Origin of the sequence: Streptomyces sp. NBC_00873 (genome assembly GCF_045207415.1) — a bacterium.
In the GTDB taxonomy this organism is placed as follows: domain Bacteria; phylum Actinomycetota; class Actinomycetes; order Streptomycetales; family Streptomycetaceae; genus Streptomyces.
In genome coordinates this window covers 6766701-6783384 of sequence record NZ_CP108803.1, presented here as the reverse complement: position 1 = coordinate 6783384, position 16684 = coordinate 6766701, and the positions used below count along the sequence as shown (strand labels likewise).

General features: G+C 70.1%; 15 protein-coding genes. 8 read left to right on the top strand and 7 right to left on the bottom strand.

The window, feature by feature from the left end; all coding sequences use genetic code 11:
- Nucleotides 1–122: 122 nt before the first annotated feature.
- The 5 genes from OH809_RS31300 to OH809_RS31280 all read left to right on the top strand — a co-directional run bounded on the left by OH809_RS31300 (nt 123) and on the right by OH809_RS31280 (nt 4655).
- Nucleotides 123–1448, top strand: coding sequence for a DUF2252 domain-containing protein (locus OH809_RS31300; RefSeq protein ID WP_406418581.1), 1326 nt, complete (start codon nt 123–125; stop codon nt 1446–1448).
- 66 nt (nt 1449–1514) lie between these two features.
- Entirely contained in the window at nt 1515–2243 is a 729-nt protein-coding gene (locus OH809_RS31295) for a hypothetical protein (RefSeq protein ID WP_406418582.1), read from the top strand.
- A 45-nt stretch (nt 2244–2288) separates the two neighbouring features.
- On the top strand, nt 2289–3104 hold the full coding sequence (locus tag OH809_RS31290) for a DsbA family protein (RefSeq protein WP_406418584.1): 816 nt from the start codon (nt 2289–2291) through the stop codon (nt 3102–3104).
- Between the two features lie 38 nt (nt 3105–3142).
- Entirely contained in the window at nt 3143–3385 is a 243-nt protein-coding gene (locus OH809_RS31285; protein WP_406418586.1) for a hypothetical protein, read from the top strand.
- A gap of 286 nt (nt 3386–3671) precedes the next feature.
- The gene (locus OH809_RS31280; protein WP_406418588.1) at nt 3672–4655 is read left to right on the top strand and encodes a zinc metalloprotease; all 984 of its coding nucleotides are present in this window, start codon (nt 3672–3674) and stop codon (nt 4653–4655) included.
- 58 nt (nt 4656–4713) lie between these two features.
- Here the strand turns inward: OH809_RS31280 and OH809_RS31275 are convergent, their stop codons facing one another.
- Nucleotides 4714–5283, bottom strand: coding sequence for a dienelactone hydrolase family protein (locus OH809_RS31275; protein WP_406418590.1), 570 nt, complete (start codon nt 5281–5283; stop codon nt 4714–4716).
- Nucleotides 5284–5329: 46 nt separating this feature from the next.
- On the opposite strand from OH809_RS31275, the gene OH809_RS31270 reads away from it, so the two are divergent.
- Entirely contained in the window at nt 5330–6457 is a 1128-nt protein-coding gene (locus OH809_RS31270; RefSeq protein WP_406424884.1) for a mechanosensitive ion channel family protein, read from the top strand.
- A 53-nt stretch (nt 6458–6510) separates the two neighbouring features.
- Here OH809_RS31270 and OH809_RS31265 read toward each other — a convergent pair whose 3' ends face one another.
- The gene (locus tag OH809_RS31265) at nt 6511–8097 is read right to left on the bottom strand and encodes a Na+/H+ antiporter (RefSeq protein WP_406418592.1); all 1587 of its coding nucleotides are present in this window, start codon (nt 8095–8097) and stop codon (nt 6511–6513) included.
- Nucleotides 8098–8227: 130 nt separating this feature from the next.
- On the opposite strand from OH809_RS31265, the gene OH809_RS31260 reads away from it, so the two are divergent.
- Nucleotides 8228–8467 carry a hypothetical protein gene (locus OH809_RS31260; RefSeq protein ID WP_406418594.1) on the top strand — a complete coding sequence of 80 codons (240 nt, stop codon included), beginning with the start codon at nt 8228–8230 and terminating at the stop codon, nt 8465–8467.
- A gap of 60 nt (nt 8468–8527) precedes the next feature.
- Here OH809_RS31260 and OH809_RS31255 read toward each other — a convergent pair whose 3' ends face one another.
- The 4 genes from OH809_RS31255 to OH809_RS31240 are packed head-to-tail and all read right to left on the bottom strand — an operon-like array spanning nt 8528 to nt 11478.
- Nucleotides 8528–9007, bottom strand: a complete 480-nt coding sequence (locus tag OH809_RS31255; RefSeq protein WP_406418596.1) for a GNAT family N-acetyltransferase — start codon at nt 9005–9007, stop codon at nt 8528–8530.
- On the bottom strand, nt 9004–9945 hold the full coding sequence (locus OH809_RS31250; protein WP_406418598.1) for an RluA family pseudouridine synthase: 942 nt from the start codon (nt 9943–9945) through the stop codon (nt 9004–9006). Before OH809_RS31250 ends, OH809_RS31255 begins: the two co-directional genes overlap by 4 nt.
- Nucleotides 9946–9968: 23 nt before the next feature.
- The gene (gene lspA / locus OH809_RS31245) at nt 9969–10589 is read right to left on the bottom strand and encodes a signal peptidase II (protein ID WP_406418600.1); all 621 of its coding nucleotides are present in this window, start codon (nt 10587–10589) and stop codon (nt 9969–9971) included.
- A gap of 58 nt (nt 10590–10647) precedes the next feature.
- Nucleotides 10648–11478: a TraR/DksA family transcriptional regulator gene (locus OH809_RS31240; RefSeq protein WP_406515950.1), complete on the bottom strand. Its 831-nt coding sequence runs from the start codon at nt 11476–11478 to the stop codon at nt 10648–10650.
- Nucleotides 11479–12015: 537 nt separating this feature from the next.
- Here OH809_RS31240 and ileS point away from each other — a divergent pair.
- Nucleotides 12016–15174, top strand: coding sequence for an isoleucine--tRNA ligase (ileS, locus tag OH809_RS31235; protein WP_406418603.1), 3159 nt, complete (start codon nt 12016–12018; stop codon nt 15172–15174).
- A 340-nt stretch (nt 15175–15514) separates the two neighbouring features.
- Here ileS and OH809_RS31230 read toward each other — a convergent pair whose 3' ends face one another.
- Nucleotides 15515–16639 (bottom strand): DivIVA domain-containing protein, encoded by a 1125-nt coding sequence (locus OH809_RS31230; protein WP_406418605.1) that lies wholly within the window; start codon nt 16637–16639, stop codon nt 15515–15517.
- Nucleotides 16640–16684 lie beyond the last annotated feature (45 nt).

Here is a 16684-nt window from a genome sequence, read left to right as displayed (position 1 = left end):
GTGGAAGTCTACGTCTCCGGTCCGACAACCGAGGGGCACTCCCGGGTAGCGTCGCGCGTTGAGGGGACGGAGACGCCCGTCCCGTTTGTCATGCACGGCAGGTACTCAGGAGGCACCCAGAAATGTCGGAAGCGCAGACCGGCGCAGCGCAGCGCGGGGAGCAGATTCTCGAGGTTTTCGACACCGCCTTCGGCCAGCTCCTGGCCGCCGATCCGGCTGCCTTCCGGGTCAAGTTCCGCAAGATGGCAGGCTCGGCGTTCGCCTTCTACCGGGGCACGGCGTGTCTGTTCTACAACGACCTGGAGCGGGAGCGGCACGGCGGGCCGTACCTGGACGACCAAACCGGCCGGGTGTGGATCCACGGCGATCTGCACGCGGAGAACTTCGGCACGTACATGGATGCGAACGGCCGGCTGATCTTCAATGTGAACGACTTCGATGAGGCGTACATCGGCCCGTTCACCTGGGACCTCAAGCGGTTCGCCGCCTCAGTCGCGCTGATCGGGTACGCGAAGGCGCTGGGCGACGACCAGATCAGTGAGCTCGTCCGGGTCTACGCGGCGGCCTACCGTGAGCGGATCCACGCGCTCGCAACAGGCGCGAAGAACGACGAGGTGCCCCCGTTCACACTGGACACCGCCGAGGGGCCGCTGCTGGCCGCGCTGCACGACGCCCGGTCGCTGACCCGGTTCTCGCTGCTCGACTCGATGACGGAGATCCGGGACTTCGAGCGCCGGTTCGCGGACGGCGGCGGCGCGATCGATCTGGACGCGGCGACGCGCTACAAGGTGCTGGCGGCGTTCGACGGCTATCTGGAGACGCTGCCCGAGTCGAGCCTGACCCGCCCCGACTCCTACCGGGTGAAGGACGTCGTCGGCCGTCGCGGCATCGGCATCGGCTCGGCCGGGCTGCCCTCGTACAACATCCTTCTGGAGGGCAACAGCGACGCCCTGGAGAACGATGTGGTGATCTACCTCAAGCAGGCGCAGACCCCGGCGGTCTCCCGGCACATCACCGACGCGGCCGTGCGCGACTACTTCCAGCACGAGGGGCACCGCACGGTCATCTCCCAGCGCGCCCTGCAGGCGCACGCCGACCCGTGGCTGGGGTGGACCGAGCTGGACGGTGCCGGTCAGCTGGTCGCCGAGGTCTCGCCGTACGCGGTGGACCTGGACTGGTCCGACATCGACGAGCCCGACGAGATCGCGGCGGTCGTCGCCGACCTCGGCCGGGCGACGGCGACGATGCACTCCGCCGCGGACGACGAGAGCGGCCACTCGCTGGTGCCGTTCTCCACGGAGCGGGCGATCGACGCGGCGATCGCGGCGGACGAGGAGGGCTTCGCCGCACTCCTGGTGGACTTCGCGCACAGCTACGGGGCTCGGGCGCGGGCCGACCACCAGATCTTCGTGGACCTCTTCCGCAACGGCCGCATCCCGGGGCTGTAGGTCTCCTCGCGGTGCCCCACCCCCTTTAGACGGCGCTGACAGGTTCACATGGCACACTCTCGGGCGATGGACATATCCGGGACGCAGCTCAGAGTCGTACGCGCGGCGCTATTCACAGCGCTCGTCGTGACGCTCTCCGCTGCGTCCCATGTGCTGCTCTCCCAGGTCCCACTGCCGCTGACCGTGGTCGGCGGGCTGGCCGGTCTGGTCTTCGCCGCGGCGTACGCACTGGCCGGCCGGGAGCGCGGTTTCGGCGCGATCGCCGGACTGCTGGTGCCGCTGGAGCTGGCCGCGGACACGGTCTTCACCACCGGCCAGCACCTCTGTTACGGAGCGGCGGGCGGCCCGATCGCGGGTCCGCTGCGTTCGGTCGGCGTCGATGTCCTGTGCGGCGGCGAGGTCGGTACCGGTGGGGCGCAGCTCGGCGGGGTCGGCGCGGTCGGCACCCCGCTCGCCTCCGTGAGCGATGCCGGACATGGTGCCGCCGCCCTGCTGGCCTCTCCCGGTCCCGCTGTGCCGTGGCTGCTGCTGGCCGCTCATGTGTCGGTCGGTCTGCTGGCCGCGGCGTGGCTGCGACGCGGCGAGTCCGCGCTCGCCGGTCTGCTGCGGGCGGTCGCTGCCACGGCGTTCCGGCCGCTGCTGATCGCGGTCGCCGTGGCGGGTACGGTCCGCCGTTCCGTACGGCGTGCCGCCCGGCCCGCCCCGTACCACTCGCACCTGCTCGCGCACGCCCGCCTCCTCGTGCACTCCGTGGGACGGAGGGGACCGCCTCGCTCGGCCTGCGCCACCGCCTGAGCCCGGACAGTTCCTGACAACCCCACACACCACGGAGAAACAGCCATGAGCAAGCGCAACAGCCAGGCCAACAAGGCAGCCGCCCGTGAGCGGCTGCGCGCGGAGCGCGAGCGCCAGGCCAAGAAGGACAAGATCCGCAAGCAGGTGATCGTCGGCGTCTCGGTGGTCGCCGTGCTGGCGATCGCCGGCGGCGTCAGCTACGCCGTGATGCAGCTGAACAAGCCCGGTCACTGGGAGGCGGCGGCGGACGCGAAGAACGTCACCGCGCCGAAGAACACGTCGGGCACCGACGGCACGACCGTCGTCATCGGCAAGTCGACCGCCAAGAAGACCCTCGAACTGTACGAGGACTCGCGCTGCCCGATCTGCGGCCAGTTCGAGCAGACCATCGGCGAGACGATCCACAAGGACGTCGACGCCGGCAAGTACAAGGTCAAGTACATCGGTGCGACGTTCATCGACAACAGCGACAACGGCGAGGGCTCCAAGAACGCGCTCAGCGCGCTGGGCGCGGCGCTCGACGTCAGCCCGCAGGCGTTCCTCGACTACAAGTACGCGCTCTACTCCGCGAAGTACCACCCGGCGGAGTCCGACGACAAGTTCGCCAAGGACTCGTACCTGATCAAGATCGCGAACACGGTGGCCGAGCTGAAGGACAACAAGGCGTTCCAGAAGAACGTCAACGACGGCACGTACGACAACTGGGCGATGAAGATGTCCGCGGCGTTCGACAAGAGCGGCGTGAAGGGCACCCCGACGCTGAAGATGGACGGCAAGACGCTCACCAGCGAGGGCAGCGAGAACGCCCCGATGAGCGTGGCCGACTTCAACACTGCGATCACCAAGGCACTGAAGGGCTGACAACCGGCAGCGGTTTCCTTACGGGCGGGCGAACTTACGTGGTTCGCCCGCCCGTTCGCCCTACCGGGGGTCTTTCCGTCCCTTCCCGCACCCTGGTGAAGGCCGCTGCCGCCACCGCCGTCGCCGCCCCCGTGCTCGGGGCCGCCACCAGCGCCCGCGCCGCCGACGGCCCCGCCTTCTCCGACAAGACGAAGCGGGACGCGAGCTCCGCCTGGACGCGCTCGTACCGGACGCTCAGCGACACCCAGAAGGTCGAGCGGGTGGACCGCCCGGTGCGCTGAAACGTCTGGTTTCGGCCACGGCGGGCCATGTTGACGGCGCATTACATCGCTACGGCGGGTGGCGTGTTCCCTGGATCCAATGGGGACACACCACCCGTCGGGGTAACGCGCAACGTTACGTCCGTGTCTCAAACCCTGGAACGGACAGAATTATTTCTTCCCGTTTCCCCGGTTTGTCCCATGATTGATTGGGCCTGATCAGTGCTCCTCATGATGTGACATGCGCACGTAATCTCCCGGCGGCGGGTGAGGAAATCCCTCCCCCACGCTTCAACGAGGAGTACTCGTGCGCACTCTTGCCCGTATATCACCGCGTATACGTCACCGTGCGATCGGCATCGCCGTCCTGGCCGGAACCCTGGCCCTGGCACCGCTCTCCGCCCCCGCCGGTGCGGCCGCCGCCAAGGTGTCCACCGCCTCCGCCTCGGCGGAGAAGTGCGCGAGCACCGACGCCACCGCGCGCGAGGCCCGTCCTTCGGGCACCAAGCACGCCTCCGACCCCAACGAACTCACCGCAGCCCAGGCCAAGGCCATGGACACGCAGCTCAAGGCGAGACTCGCGGACCGCCGGGTCAGCGGCGCCACGCTCGCCGCCGGAGCAACCATCCCGGTCTACTTCCACGTCATCCACTCCGGCACCACCGGCAAGCTCACCTCCGGCGACATCAGCGGCCAGATGAACGTGCTGAACGCGGCATACGGCGGCCAGGGCACCGGCAACACCAACTCCGGCTTCCAGTTCTCGCTGGCCGGCACCGACTACACGGACAACGCCAGCTGGTACAACCTCGCCTCGGGCTCCTCCGCCGAGAAGGACATGAAGACGGCGCTGCGCAAGGGCGGCAAGAACGCGCTCAACGTCTACACCGCCAACCTCGGCGGCGGGCTGCTCGGCTGGGCGACCTTCCCCAGCTCCTACAACTCCAGCCCGAGCATGGACGGCGTGGTCATCCTCGACACCTCGCTTCCGGGCGGCTCCGCCACCAACTACAACGAGGGCGACACCGCCACCCACGAGGTCGGCCACTGGATGGGGCTGTACCACACGTTCCAGGGCGGCTGTAACGGCAACGGCGACTACGTCGCCGACACGCCTGCCGAGAAGAGCGCCGCGTTCCAGTGCCCGACCGGGCGCGACACCTGCACCACCAAGACCGGGGTCGACCCGATCCACAACTTCATGGACTACACCTACGACTCGTGCATGTACCAGTTCACCGCGGGCCAGGTGCAGCGGATGAGCGACAGCTGGACCGCGTACCGCGCCTGATCCCGGCGTACGGACGAGGGGCCCCGCACACCGTCATGGTGTGCGGGGCCCCGGCCGTCTACAGAGTGGCGAGGAAGCCGAGGGCGACCTTCCACGTCAGATCGGCCGACGCCGCGTCGTAGTCCGGCAGGTCCGGGTCCGTGAAGAGATGGCCCGCGCCGGGATACCGGTAGATCTCCACATCGGCGCCGGTCCGCTGCATCTGCAGATACCAGGAGTTCAGCCAGTCGTGCGTCTCGAACGGGTCGGGGTCGGCGACATGGAGCTGCACGGGCAGCTCGTCGACCTCCGCGTTCTCCGCGATGTCCGACGTGCCGTGGAAGAGCAGCAGCCCGCGCGCCTTCTCGTCACCGAGTGCCAGGGTCTGAGCGGTGGCGGCGCCGAAGGAGAAGCCGGCGTAGACGAGACCGCGCTCGGAGTAGGGGGCGGCGGCCAGCACGGCGCGCTTGAGCAACTCGTCCTTGCCCAGCTCGTCCCTGAAGGCCATGCCTTCCTCGACGGTCTCGAACGTGTGCCCGTCGAAGAGATCGGGCACGTGCACCTCGTGCCCTGCGCCGCGCAGCCGGGCGGCAGCCGCGTGCACCGCGGGGCGCAGACCGTACGTCGAATGGAAAAGCATGATGTTCATGGGAGCAATGGTGCCAGCTACGGTCGACGGCATGGAGAACGACGGGATGGAGAACATACTGCGTCCGCTGGTCACGGTCGGTGGCTCGGTGGTGCTCACGCTACTGGTGGGCTGGGGGGTCGATGTGCTGCTCAGGCGCGCCGACGCCCGGCATCCCGACACACCGCTGTGGGGTCTGCTGCGGCGCTGCCGGATCCCGCTGCTGCTGGTGCTGTGCACGGCGCTGCTGAGAGGCAGTTACACGCATACCGGGCTCGACGTGGTGACGGACCACCGGGCCGCGATCGGCCAGGTCCTGACGCTGGTGCTGATCGGGACATCGGCCTGGCTGGTGGTCCGGATCGCGACGGCCGTCGTCGATTCCGTGTACGCCAGGTACGCGGCGAACACCCGCGATCCGGCGCGGGTGCGGCGGGTCCGCACGCAGGTGACACTCATCCAGCGGGTAGTCACCGCGATCGTGGCGACGGTGGCGGCCGGCGCGATGCTGCTGACGTTCCCCGCGATGCGGACCTTCGGCACCTCGATGCTGGCCTCGGCCGGTGTCCTCGGCATCGTCGCGGGCATCGCCGCCCAGTCCACGCTCGGCAACCTCTTCGCGGGGCTGCAGATCGCCTTCGGCGACATGGTGCGGATCGGCGACACGGTGGTGGTGGACGGCGAGTGGGGCACCATCGAGGAGATCACGCTGACCTTCCTCGCGGTACGGACCTGGGACGAGCGGCGGATAACGATGCCGGTCAGTTACTTCACCAGCAAACCGTTCGAGAACTGGTCGCGCGGCGGCGTCCAGATGACCGGTTCGGTCTTCTTCCACCTCGACCACAGCGCCCCCGTCACCGCGATGCGTGAGCAACTGCGGGACATCCTGGGCGAGTGCGGCGCCTGGGACGGCCGCGACTGGTCCCTCGCCGTCACGGACACCACCCCGTCGACGATGCAGGTGCGCGCGGTGGTCACGGCGAAGGACGCGGACGACATCTGGACGGTGCGCTGCGCCGTACGGGAGCAGCTGATCGGCTGGCTGCGCGACCACCATCCGTACGCGCTGCCGCGGGTCGCGACGGCGCCCGCGGCGCTGCCCCCGGGCGACCAGTGGCTCGATCTGCCCCACCCGGACGGCGCCAAGCCGTCCGATACGCACGAAGTGGCGCCCCGGACCGGACGCGGCTGAGGGACGCGGGCCCGGAGCACCGGCCGGAAGCACAGGCCGCGGGGGCGTCCGGGTCAGCGCAGGCTGCGTACGTCCAGCTGCCGCAGCACCCGGTCGACCACCTCCGGGTCCGTCCCCGACTCGCTGCGCGCGGACAGCACCGCGTGCCGGGCGGCGGACATCATCTCGCGCTGCACCCGGTTGACCGCCCGCAACCGCTCGGCGCGCTTCGCGTACGCCTCCCGCCGGTCCTCGTCGACCATGTCGGGGCTGATCCGCGCCCCCACGTCGTACGCCAGCCGGTGCAGCCGCTCCACAACCTCCTCCGTGAACTCCTCGACCTCCTGGATCTCCTGGAGCCGGTGCCTCGCAGCCTTCGCGGCACGGAACGCGAGGTCCCGTTCCAGCGCGGCCTCCGCGTCCGTGTCGGCGCGGACGCCGAGCTTCCGTACCAGCCACGGCAGGGTGAGTCCCTGGACGACCAGGGTCACCATGATCACGACGAAGGCGATGAAGACGATCTCGTCGCGGCCGGGGAACGGTTTCCCGTCGTCCGTCTCCAGCGGGATCGCGAGGGCCAGCGCGACGGAGGCCACCCCGCGCATCCCGGCCCACCACATCACAACGGTCTCGCGCCAGCTGGTGGGGATCTCCTCGCTGTAGTCGCGGCGGGTGTGCAGCCGCTTGGCCAGCCAGGTGGCGGGCAGCAGCCACAGCAGCCGTACGCCGACGACGACCGCGACCACCACCAGGCCCCAGCCGGCCATCTGCCAGGCGCGCCCGTGCGACGTGCCGAAGACGTTGTGCAGTTCGAGACCGATCAGGCCGAAGGCGACGCCGGTGACGAGGGTGTCGACGATCTCCCAGAAGCTGCGGCCGGCGAGCCGGCCCAGCACGTCGTCCGCGTCGGCGGTGTGCTCGGCGAGGAACAGCGCGGTGGTGAGCACGGCGAGCACGCCCGACCCCATGAGCTCCTCCGCGAGCACATAGCTCACGAACGGCACCAGCAGCGTCAACCCGACCTGGAGCGTCGCATCGCCGAGCAGACCCATGAGTTTGATGGTCAGCCAGCCCACCGCGAGACCGACCGCCACGGCGACCACGGCGGAGAGGATCAGCAGCCCGAAGGCCTCCGGCAGCGAGAAGGTGCCACTCACCGCGGCGGCGATCGCCACGTGGTAGAGCACAATCGCGGTCACGTCGTTGAACAGTCCCTCGCCCTCCAGGATGGAGACGAGCCTGCGCGGCAGCCCGAGCGATCCCGCGACGGCGGTCGCGGCGACCGGGTCGGGCGGGGCAACGAGCGCGCCGAGGGCCACGGCCGCGGCGAGGGGCAGTCCGGGGACGATCGCGTTGGCGACGGCGGCGACGGCTGCCGTCGTCACGAAGACCAGTGCCACAGCCAGTAGAAAGATCGGTCGTTTATTGGCGGCGAACTGCCGCCAGGAGGTGCGCTGCACGGAGGCGTAGAGCAGCGGCGGCAGCAGCGCGGGAAGAATGATCTCCGGCGGGATGTCCACATTCGGTACGAAACTGAGGAACGCCATGCCGACTCCGGCGAGCGTCATCAGCACCGGCGCGGGCAACCCGAGACGTTCCCCCAGTGGCACCGTGACCACGGCTCCGAGCAACAGCAGGAGGAGCAGTGCCAGTTGGTCCACGATGTGCCTTCCGGAGCGTGCCGAGCGGAACCCGGTGGTCGGTCGATCAGTGGTTCCAGCGTGCCACGCAATGTCCGCAAAGCGGACAACACCCCCTCCTTCTCGCCTTTTTGACCATCCGTGGGTACGGGTGCACAGCGAGGCCGGCGCACCGCTGACCCTGGAGCACTCGATCACGGGCCGCATCGACGTACGGGACGCGCACGGGCGCCCGCTGCGCCGGCGGGACTCCGGTCCCGGCCGGATCTCGGTCACCCTGCCGCGCGGCGGCGCCGCGGTGATCACACCGCACGGCGCGCGTCGCCGGGAGCCGGGTCCGCGCGACGTGTCGTCGAACGGGACCTGGACGCCCCGGGGTCTGCCGGGCTGACGGAGACATGCGCGACGGTGTCGTTCCGGTTCGTCCGACCGGAGCGGCGCCCGGTGTGAACTACAGGCTGCGGCGCATCGCCCGGTGGGGGATCCCCGCATCCGGGAACTCGGGGCCGTACGCCACGTACCCGAGTCGCTCGTAGAAGCCGAGCGCATGGGTCTGGGCGTGCAGGTCCACAGCGGCCAGTCCGAGACCGCGGGCCGCGTCCTCGATGGCCCGGACCAGCGCCGCGCCGACCCCGAGACCGCGCGCCCGGCTGGTCACCGCGAGCCGTCCGAGCGAGCCGACGGTGAGGTCGCCACCGGTCTTGGCGGCCACGCCCGCGCCGTGCAGCAACCGTCCCGTGCCGAGCGCCGCACCGTCCGCCGCGACGGCGATCACATGCACCGCGTCCGCGTCGTAGGCGTCGTACTCGATCTCCTCGGCCACGTTCTGCTCGCCGACGAAGACCTCCTTACGGACCTGGAAGCAGGCCGCGAGGTCGCTCTCGTCGACGGCTGTGCGCGTGGTGTACGGGGCCGGGGTTCCGGTGGTCACTGGCTCTCCGCCGCAATCCTGTCGAGGGCCTGCTGCAGGTCGTCCGGGTAGCTGCTGGCGAACTCCACCCAGTTGCCGTCCGACGGGTGCTCGAAGCCGAGCCGGACCGCGTGCAGCCACTGCCGTGTCAGCCCGAGGCGCTTGGCCACCGTCGGGTCGGCGCCGTACGTCAGGTCGCCGACGCAGGGGTGGCGGTGGGCGGACATGTGCACCCGGATCTGGTGCGTACGGCCCGTCTCCAGCTTGATGTCGAGGAGGCTCGCGGACCGGTACGCCTCGATCAGGTCGTAGTGCGTCACGGAGGGCTTGCCCTCGGCCGTGACCGCCCACTTGTAGTCGTGCGTCGGGTGGCGCCCGATGGGGGCGTCGATGGTGCCGCTCATCGGGTCCGGGTGACCCTGGACCAGCGCGTGGTACTTCTTCTCGACGACCCGGTCGCGGAACTGGCCCTTCAGCAGTGTGTAGGCCCGCTCGGACTTGGCGACGACCATCAGGCCCGAGGTGCCGACGTCGAGGCGGTGGACGATCCCCTGGCGCTCGGCGGCGCCCGAGGTCGAGATCCGGTAACCGGCCGCGGCGAGACCGCCGATGACCGTCGTGCCGGTCCAGCCGGGGCTCGGGTGGGCTGCGACCCCGACCGGCTTCACGATCACGACGATGTCGTCGTCGTCGTGCACGATCTCCATGCCCTCGACGGGCTCGGCGACGATCTGCACCGGAGCGGGTGCCTGCGGCATCTCCACTTCCAGCCAAGCACCGCCCTGCACCCGCTCGGACTTCCCGACCACAGCGCCGTCCACCTGCACCTTCCCGGCAGCGGCCAGCTCGGCGGCCTTGGTGCGGGAGAAGCCGAGCATGCGGGAAATGGCGGCGTCGACACGCTCGCCTTCCAGACCGTCGGGAACGGGCAGGGTGCGGACCTCGGGATACGTACTCACCAGTCGAGTATGCCTTGCCGCTGCTAGTCCTTGTGCACGGTGCCGTCGGGGTCCAGGCCCCGGAAGGAAAGGATCACGATCAGGATGCCGCCGCAGACGATGGCGGAGTCCGCGAGGTTGAAGACGGCGAAGTGCGCGGGGGCGATGAAGTCCACCACCGCGCCCTTGAACAGGCCGGGCGAGCGGAAGATCCGGTCGGTGAGGTTGCCGAGCGCACCGCCGAGCAGCAGACCGAGCGCGATCGCCCACGGCAGGCTGTAGAGCTTGCGGGCGAGGCGGGCGATGACCACGATCACCGTCGCCGCGATGACGGTGAAGATCACCGTGAACGCCTCGCCGATGCCGAAGGCGGCGCCCGCGTTCCGGATCGCGTCGAAGCGCAGCCACTCGCCGAAGATCTCGACGGGCTGCTGGTGCTCCAGCTTCGCGACCACGATCATCTTGCTGATCAGGTCGAGCAGATAGGCGAAGGCAGCCACGGCGAAGAGCACCATGATCTTCCGCTTGCCCTTGCCGGGGGTTTCGGCCCGGTCCGTGTCCGCGCCCGTACCCCCGGGCTCACCCCGCACCGCGTCCTCGGGGCCCCCGGTCCCCTCAGCATCAGGGATGTCCGGCGTACCGATGATGCGCTCCGCCTCTGCCACGTGAGTCCCTCAACCTAGGTTCCTGACCGAAGACGAGGGTACGACACACCTCCCTGAATCAGCCGCGACGCTCCTGCTTCTGTTTGTCCTCGACACAGAGCGTCGCCCGGGGGAACGCCTGCATCCGCGCCTTGCCGATCGGATTGCCGCAGATCTCGCACAGTCCGTAGGTCCCCGCGTCGAGCCGGGTCAGCGCCCGCTCGGTCTGCTCCAGCATCTCCGTGGCGTTGGCGGCGAGCGCCATCTCGTGCTCACGGGTGATGTTCTTCGTGCCGGTGTCCGCCTCGTCGTCACCGGCCCCGTCACCGGAGTCGCGCATCAGCCCGGCGAGCGCCGCACCCGACGCCTCCAGCTCGCTGCGGAGCCGCATGACCTCGCTGGTCAGCGCGGCCCGCGCCTCGGCAACCTCCTCCGTCGTCCAGGGGTCCTCGCCCGGCCGTACGGCCAGATCCCCGGGCGCCGTCGCGGCGGCGACCCGGGCGGGCGGCACCGGCGACCCGTCCTTGCCGGACGTGCGGGTCCGGGCTGCGCTCTTCTTGGCTACCACCGTGTGGGCTCCCGTCTGCTCGGCGGCCTCGGCCGCCCCCGTGGCCGCCGCAGCGGCCTTCTTCGAAGCCTTCTTGACCACGTTCTTCCTCGCAGCGGCCTTCGTGCCAGGTGCCGCGTGCCCGCCGCCGGTGTCACCGTCGGCCGTTCGCTCTCCGTCCGCCTCGTGCGCGGCCGTCTTCCGTGCCGCGGTCTTCTTCGCCGCGGTCTTCCTCGCCGCGGCCTTCACTGGAACCGGCTCCAGGACGGTCTCCGTGCCCGTGTCTGGGTTCGTCTCCTCGGCCGCCACGCCCGTGGATCTCGCTGACGCCGACTTCTGTACGGCGGTCTTCTTCGCCACCATGGCCGCGGCCCCTTCACATATTGTGATCTTGCACGCGAATCGTGCTGGGACGATAAATCGACCCCAGCCCCGCGGCAACGGGGCACGCCGCCGAATCGCCTCTCCCCGTGTCGGATCAGCGGGCGCCTGAAACCGTTGTTCCCAGCTCCCCGCCCGGTAATCCGCCCTCCGCTCCCCCGCCGGGACTCCGCATGCCCCGTCTCGCCATTCGGGTCACGCCCGCACCCCCGGATAAACCGGTCGGCCGTCGCCCGTACGGGCCCGTACACTGGGCCCAGCGAGAGGCGTGGATGGGACGAGTAGCGTCGTACGCAGCCAGGAGCGACCCGGGGACGGTGGAAGCCCGGGGGCGAGCGCGTCGTGAAGATCACCCGGAGCCGTCGGAAGAACGCCGCAAGGCAAGTAGAACCGGCATCGCGACCCCAATGAGGGGGCCACGGGCGCACGCCCGGGGCCAAGGAGGGTGGTACCGCGGGAACCGCACGGTTCTCGTCCCTCCGACGGAAGTGGAACACGTCCGCCGGAGGAATCTCGCCCATGACATCGTCGCAGTACCGCCAGGTACCCGCCCAGGTCGACCTTCCCGCGCTGGAGCACGCCGTGCTCGAATTCTGGCGCGAGAGCAAGGTCTTCGCCAAGAGCCTCGAACAGTCCGAGGGCCGCCCCGAGTGGGTCTTCTACGAGGGCCCGCCGACCGCCAACGGCATGCCCGGCGCCCACCACATCGAGGCCCGCGTCTTCAAGGACGTCTTCCCCCGCTTCCGCACCATGCAGGGCTACCACGTGGGCCGCAAGGCCGGCTGGGACTGCCACGGACTGCCGGTCGAGCTCGCGGTCGAGAAGGAACTGGGCTTCAACGGCAAGAAGGACATCGAGGCGTACGGCATCGCCGAGTTCAACGCCATGTGCCGCGAGTCCGTGACCCGCCACACTGACGCGTTCACCGAGCTCACCACCCGGATGGGCTACTGGGTCGACCTGGACGACGCGTACCGCACGATGGACCCGTCGTACATCGACTCCGTCTGGTGGTCCTTGAAGGAGATCTTCAACAAGGACCTGCTGGTCCAGGACCACCGCGTCGCACCGTGGTGTCCGCGCTGCGGCACCGGCCTCTCGGACCACGAGCTGGCCCAGGGTTACGAGACGGTCGTCGACCCCTCGGTCTTCGTACGCTTCCCGCTCACTTCCGGCCCGCTGGCCGGCGAGGCCGCGCTGCTGGTCTGGACGACCACCCCGTGGACCCTGGTCTCCAACACCGCCGTCGCCGCGCACCCCGACGTCACGTACGTCGTCGCGAGCAACGGCGAGGAGAAGCTCGTCGTCGCCCAGCCCCTCCTGGAGAAGGCACTCGGCGAGGGCTGGGAGCTCACCGGCCAGTCCTTCACCGGCCGCGAGATGGAGCGCTGGACGTACGAGCGCCCGTTCGCCCTCGTCGACTTCCCGAGCGACAGCGCCCCGGCGCACTACGTCGTCAACGCCGAGTACGTGACGACCGAGGACGGTACGGGTCTGGTCCACCAGTCCCCCGCCTTCGGTGAGGACGACCTCAAGGTCTGCCGCGCCTACGGCCTGCCGGTCGTGAACCCGGTCCGCCCCGACGGCACCTTCGAGCAGAACCTGCCGCTGGTCGGCGGCGTCTTCTTCAAGAAGGCCGACGAGGCGCTCACCGAGGACCTGGCCGTCCGCGGCAAGCTCTTCCGCCACGTCCCCTACGAGCACAGCTACCCGCACTGCTGGCGCTGCCACACCGCGCTGCTCTACTACGCGCAGCCGTCCTGGTACATCCGTACGACCGTCATCAAGGACCGGCTCCTCGAAGAGAACGAGAGGACCAACTGGTTCCCCGACTCGGTCAAGAACGGCCGCTTCGGCGACTGGCTGAACAACAACGTCGACTGGGCGCTGTCCCGCAACCGCTACTGGGGCACCCCGCTGCCGATCTGGCGCTGCGAGGACAACCACCTCACCTGCGTCGGCTCCCGTGCCGAGCTCACCGAGCTCACCGGAACCGACCAGTCGGACCTGGACCCGCACCGTCCGTTCATCGACGCGATCACGTTCACCTGCTCGCACGAGAACTGCCAGCTGGAGGCGTACCGCGTCCCGGAGGTCATCGACGCCTGGTACGACTCGGGCTCGATGCCGTTCGCGCAGTGGGGCTACCCGTACAAGAACAAGGAGCTGTTCGAGAGCCGCTACCCGGCGCAGTTCATCTCCGAGGCGATCGACCAGACCCGCGGCTGGTTCTACACCCTGATGGCCGTCGGCACGCTGGTCTTCGACAAGTCCTCGTACGAGAACGTGGTCTGCCTGGGCCACATCCTCGCCGAGGACGGCCGGAAGATGTCCAAGCACCTGGGCAACATCCTCCAGCCGATCCCGCTCATGGACCAGCACGGCGCGGACGCGGTCCGCTGGTTCATGGCGGCGGGCGGCTCCCCGTGGGCGGCGCGGCGCGTGGGCCACGGCACGATCCAGGAGGTCGTGCGCAAGACCCTCCTCACGTACTGGAACACGGTCGCCTTCCAGGCGCTGTACGCGCGCACGTCGAACTGGGCGCCGTCCGCGGCCGACCCGGCCCCGGCGGACCGCACGGTCCTTGACCGCTGGCTGCTCAGCGAGCTGAACGCGCTGGTGGACCAGGTCACGCAGGCACTGGAGGGGTACGACACCCAGCGCGCCGGCAAGCTCCTGTCCGCGTTCGTGGACGACCTGTCCAACTGGTACGTGCGCCGCTCCCGCCGCCGCTTCTGGCAGGGCGACAAGGCGGCTCTGCGCACGCTGCACGAGGTCATCGAGACGGTCACACGTCTGATGGCCCCGCTGACCCCGTTCATCACCGAGCGGGTCTGGCAGGACCTTGTCGTCCCGGTGACCACGGACTCCCCGGAGTCGGTGCACCTGTCCTCCTGGCCGAAGGCGGACCTGGCTGCGATCGACCCGGCGCTCTCCACGCAGATGGCGCTGGTGCGCCGCCTGGTAGAGCTCGGCCGCGCCACGCGCGCCGAATCGGGCGTCAAGACCCGCCAGCCGCTGTCCCGCGCCCTGGTCGCGGCGTCGGGCTTCGAGTCGCTCTCTCCCGAGCTGCACGCCCAGATCACCGAGGAGCTGAACGTCTCCTCGCTCGCCTCCCTCTCGGAGGTCGGCGGCTCGCTGGTCGACACGACGGCGAAGGCGAACTTCCGGGCACTGGGCAAGCGGTTCGGCAAGGGCGTCCAGGCGGTGGCGAAGGCGGTCGCGAACGCCGACGCGGCTGCGCTCTCCCTGGCCCTGCGCGAGGGCACGGCGTCGGTCGAGGTCGACGGCGAGACAGTCACCCTCGCCCCCGACGAGGTGATCATCACCGAGACGCCGCGCGAGGGCTGGTCGGTGGCGTCCGACTCGGGCGCGACGGTCGCGCTCGACCTGGAGATCACCCCGGAGCTGCGGCGTGCGGGCCTGGCCCGTGACGCGATCCGGTTGATCCAGGAGGCCCGCAAGAACAGCGGCCTGGACGTGGCGGACCGCATCGCCGTCCGCTGGACGTCCACGTCCCCCGCGACGGTCGAGGCGCTGACCGAGCACGCGCCGCTCATCGCGGACGAGGTGCTGGCGTTGGACTACGCGCAGGGCGAGGCGGACGGGGCGTACGGCACTCCGTTCGAGGACGAGGGCCTGGCCCTCACCTTCCGCCTCCGCAAGTCGGAGCAGTAGTCACCACGCACCGAGGGCCCGGCCGGACACGTTCCGGCCGGGCCCTTTCGCTGCTCCGAAGCCTGCGGCGCTGCCCCCGGGCCCCCGTCCCCGAACGGCGGAGGGGCTGGTTCTTCCGCCTGGGCGGGAGATCCCCCTGCGCGCTGCACCATCGGGCCCCACCGGCGATCGAGGGCAGTATTCAGCCCGTCCGTCGTTCGAGGACCGGGGTCCGGGGTCCGGGGCTGAACCCAGCCCCGCGCAGCGGGGTCGCCCACGGCAAAGGGCCGGGCCCCGGGGAAAACCCCGGGGCCCGGCCCTCAGCCTGCCGACGGCTACGCGCTCAGCGCGCGCAACCCGCTCAGTTGTCGTCCTCGTCGATCAGGAACCCACGCATCGGCGACGGCGCCTGCTGCATCGGCTGCGGCGCCTGCGGCCGCACCGGTGCCATCGGCTGAGTCATCGCCGGCGACATCTGCTGCTGGCCGCCGTAGGAAGGCCCACCGCCCATGGACGGGTTGCCGCCCATCTGAGGACCGCCGTGACCACCGTGGTTGCCGCCCATGGTGTGACCCATGGCACCCGCACCGGCCGGAGCCAGCGAGGGCGACGGCGGCAGCGAAGCGGCCGCCGGAGTCCGCGGCGGGGCCAGCGAGTCGTCGGCCTGGGTCTCCAGCTGACGCAGCTGGCTCTCCAGGTACGACTTCAGCCGGGTCCGGTACTCGCGCTCGAAGCCACGCAGGTCCTCGACCTTGCGCTCCAGCGTCGCGCGGGCCGACTCCAGCGAGCCCATTGCCACGCGGTGCTTCTCCTGCGCGTCCCGCTCCAGCGCGTCCGCCTTGGCACGCGCGTCGCGCTCCAGGCCCTCGGCACGGCTGCGCGCCTCGCCGACGATCTTGTTGGCCTCGGAACGGGCCTCCGCGATCGCCTGGTCGGCGGTCTGCTGCGCGAGCGAGAGGACACGGGCGGCACTGTCGCCACCGGGGCCCTGACCGGGCTGCTGCATCTGCGGCTGCTGCATCTGCTGCATCTGCTGCGGCGCGTGACCCATGGGACCGCCCATCGGGCCACCCATGGGACCGCCCTGCATCGGGCCGGGGCCGTGCTGGCCCTGCGGGCCGGGGCCGTGCTGCTGGGGGCCGTGACCACTGGGACCGGCGGGCAGCTGCGGAGCACCACCGGGCAGCTGGGGCGGACCCATCTGCGGGGGCTGCTGCTGGACCGGCGGACCAGATATGGCGGCGGGCACAGGTGCACCGGGCCGGTCCTGCGGCTCCGGCTTGCGCATACCCTGCTGCTGGTTCTGCGCGGCGGCACGCGTGGCGGCGGCCAGCTTGGCGCGCAGGTCCTCGTTCTCACGGAGCAGGCGGGTCAGCTCGGACTCGACCTCGTCGAGGAAGGCATCGACCTCGTCCTCGTCATAGCCTTCTCGGAGGCGGACGGTCGTGAACTGCTTGTTCCGCACGTCCTCGGGGGTCAGCGGCATCTCTTCTTCACCTCTACGTAGTCGTCGGCAGTCGGCAAGACCGTA

What these genes read in the sequence shown, in the direction of transcription:
- OH809_RS31300 (WP_406418581.1), top strand. Translation starts at nt 123, where the DNA reads ATGTCGGAAGCGCAGACCGGCGCAGCGCAGCGCGGGGAGCAGATTCTC.
- OH809_RS31295 (WP_406418582.1), top strand. Translation starts at nt 1,515, where the DNA reads ATGGACATATCCGGGACGCAGCTCAGAGTCGTACGCGCGGCGCTATTC.
- OH809_RS31290 (WP_406418584.1), top strand. Translation starts at nt 2,289, where the DNA reads ATGAGCAAGCGCAACAGCCAGGCCAACAAGGCAGCCGCCCGTGAGCGG.
- OH809_RS31275 (WP_406418590.1), bottom strand. Translation starts at nt 5,283, where the DNA reads ATGAACATCATGCTTTTCCATTCGACGTACGGTCTGCGCCCCGCGGTG.
- OH809_RS31270 (WP_406424884.1), top strand. Translation starts at nt 5,330, where the DNA reads ATGGAGAACATACTGCGTCCGCTGGTCACGGTCGGTGGCTCGGTGGTG.
- OH809_RS31240 (WP_406515950.1), bottom strand. Translation starts at nt 11,478, where the DNA reads ATGGTGGCGAAGAAGACCGCCGTACAGAAGTCGGCGTCAGCGAGATCC.
- ileS (WP_406418603.1), top strand. Translation starts at nt 12,016, where the DNA reads ATGACATCGTCGCAGTACCGCCAGGTACCCGCCCAGGTCGACCTTCCC.
- OH809_RS31230 (WP_406418605.1), bottom strand. Translation starts at nt 16,639, where the DNA reads ATGCCGCTGACCCCCGAGGACGTGCGGAACAAGCAGTTCACGACCGTC.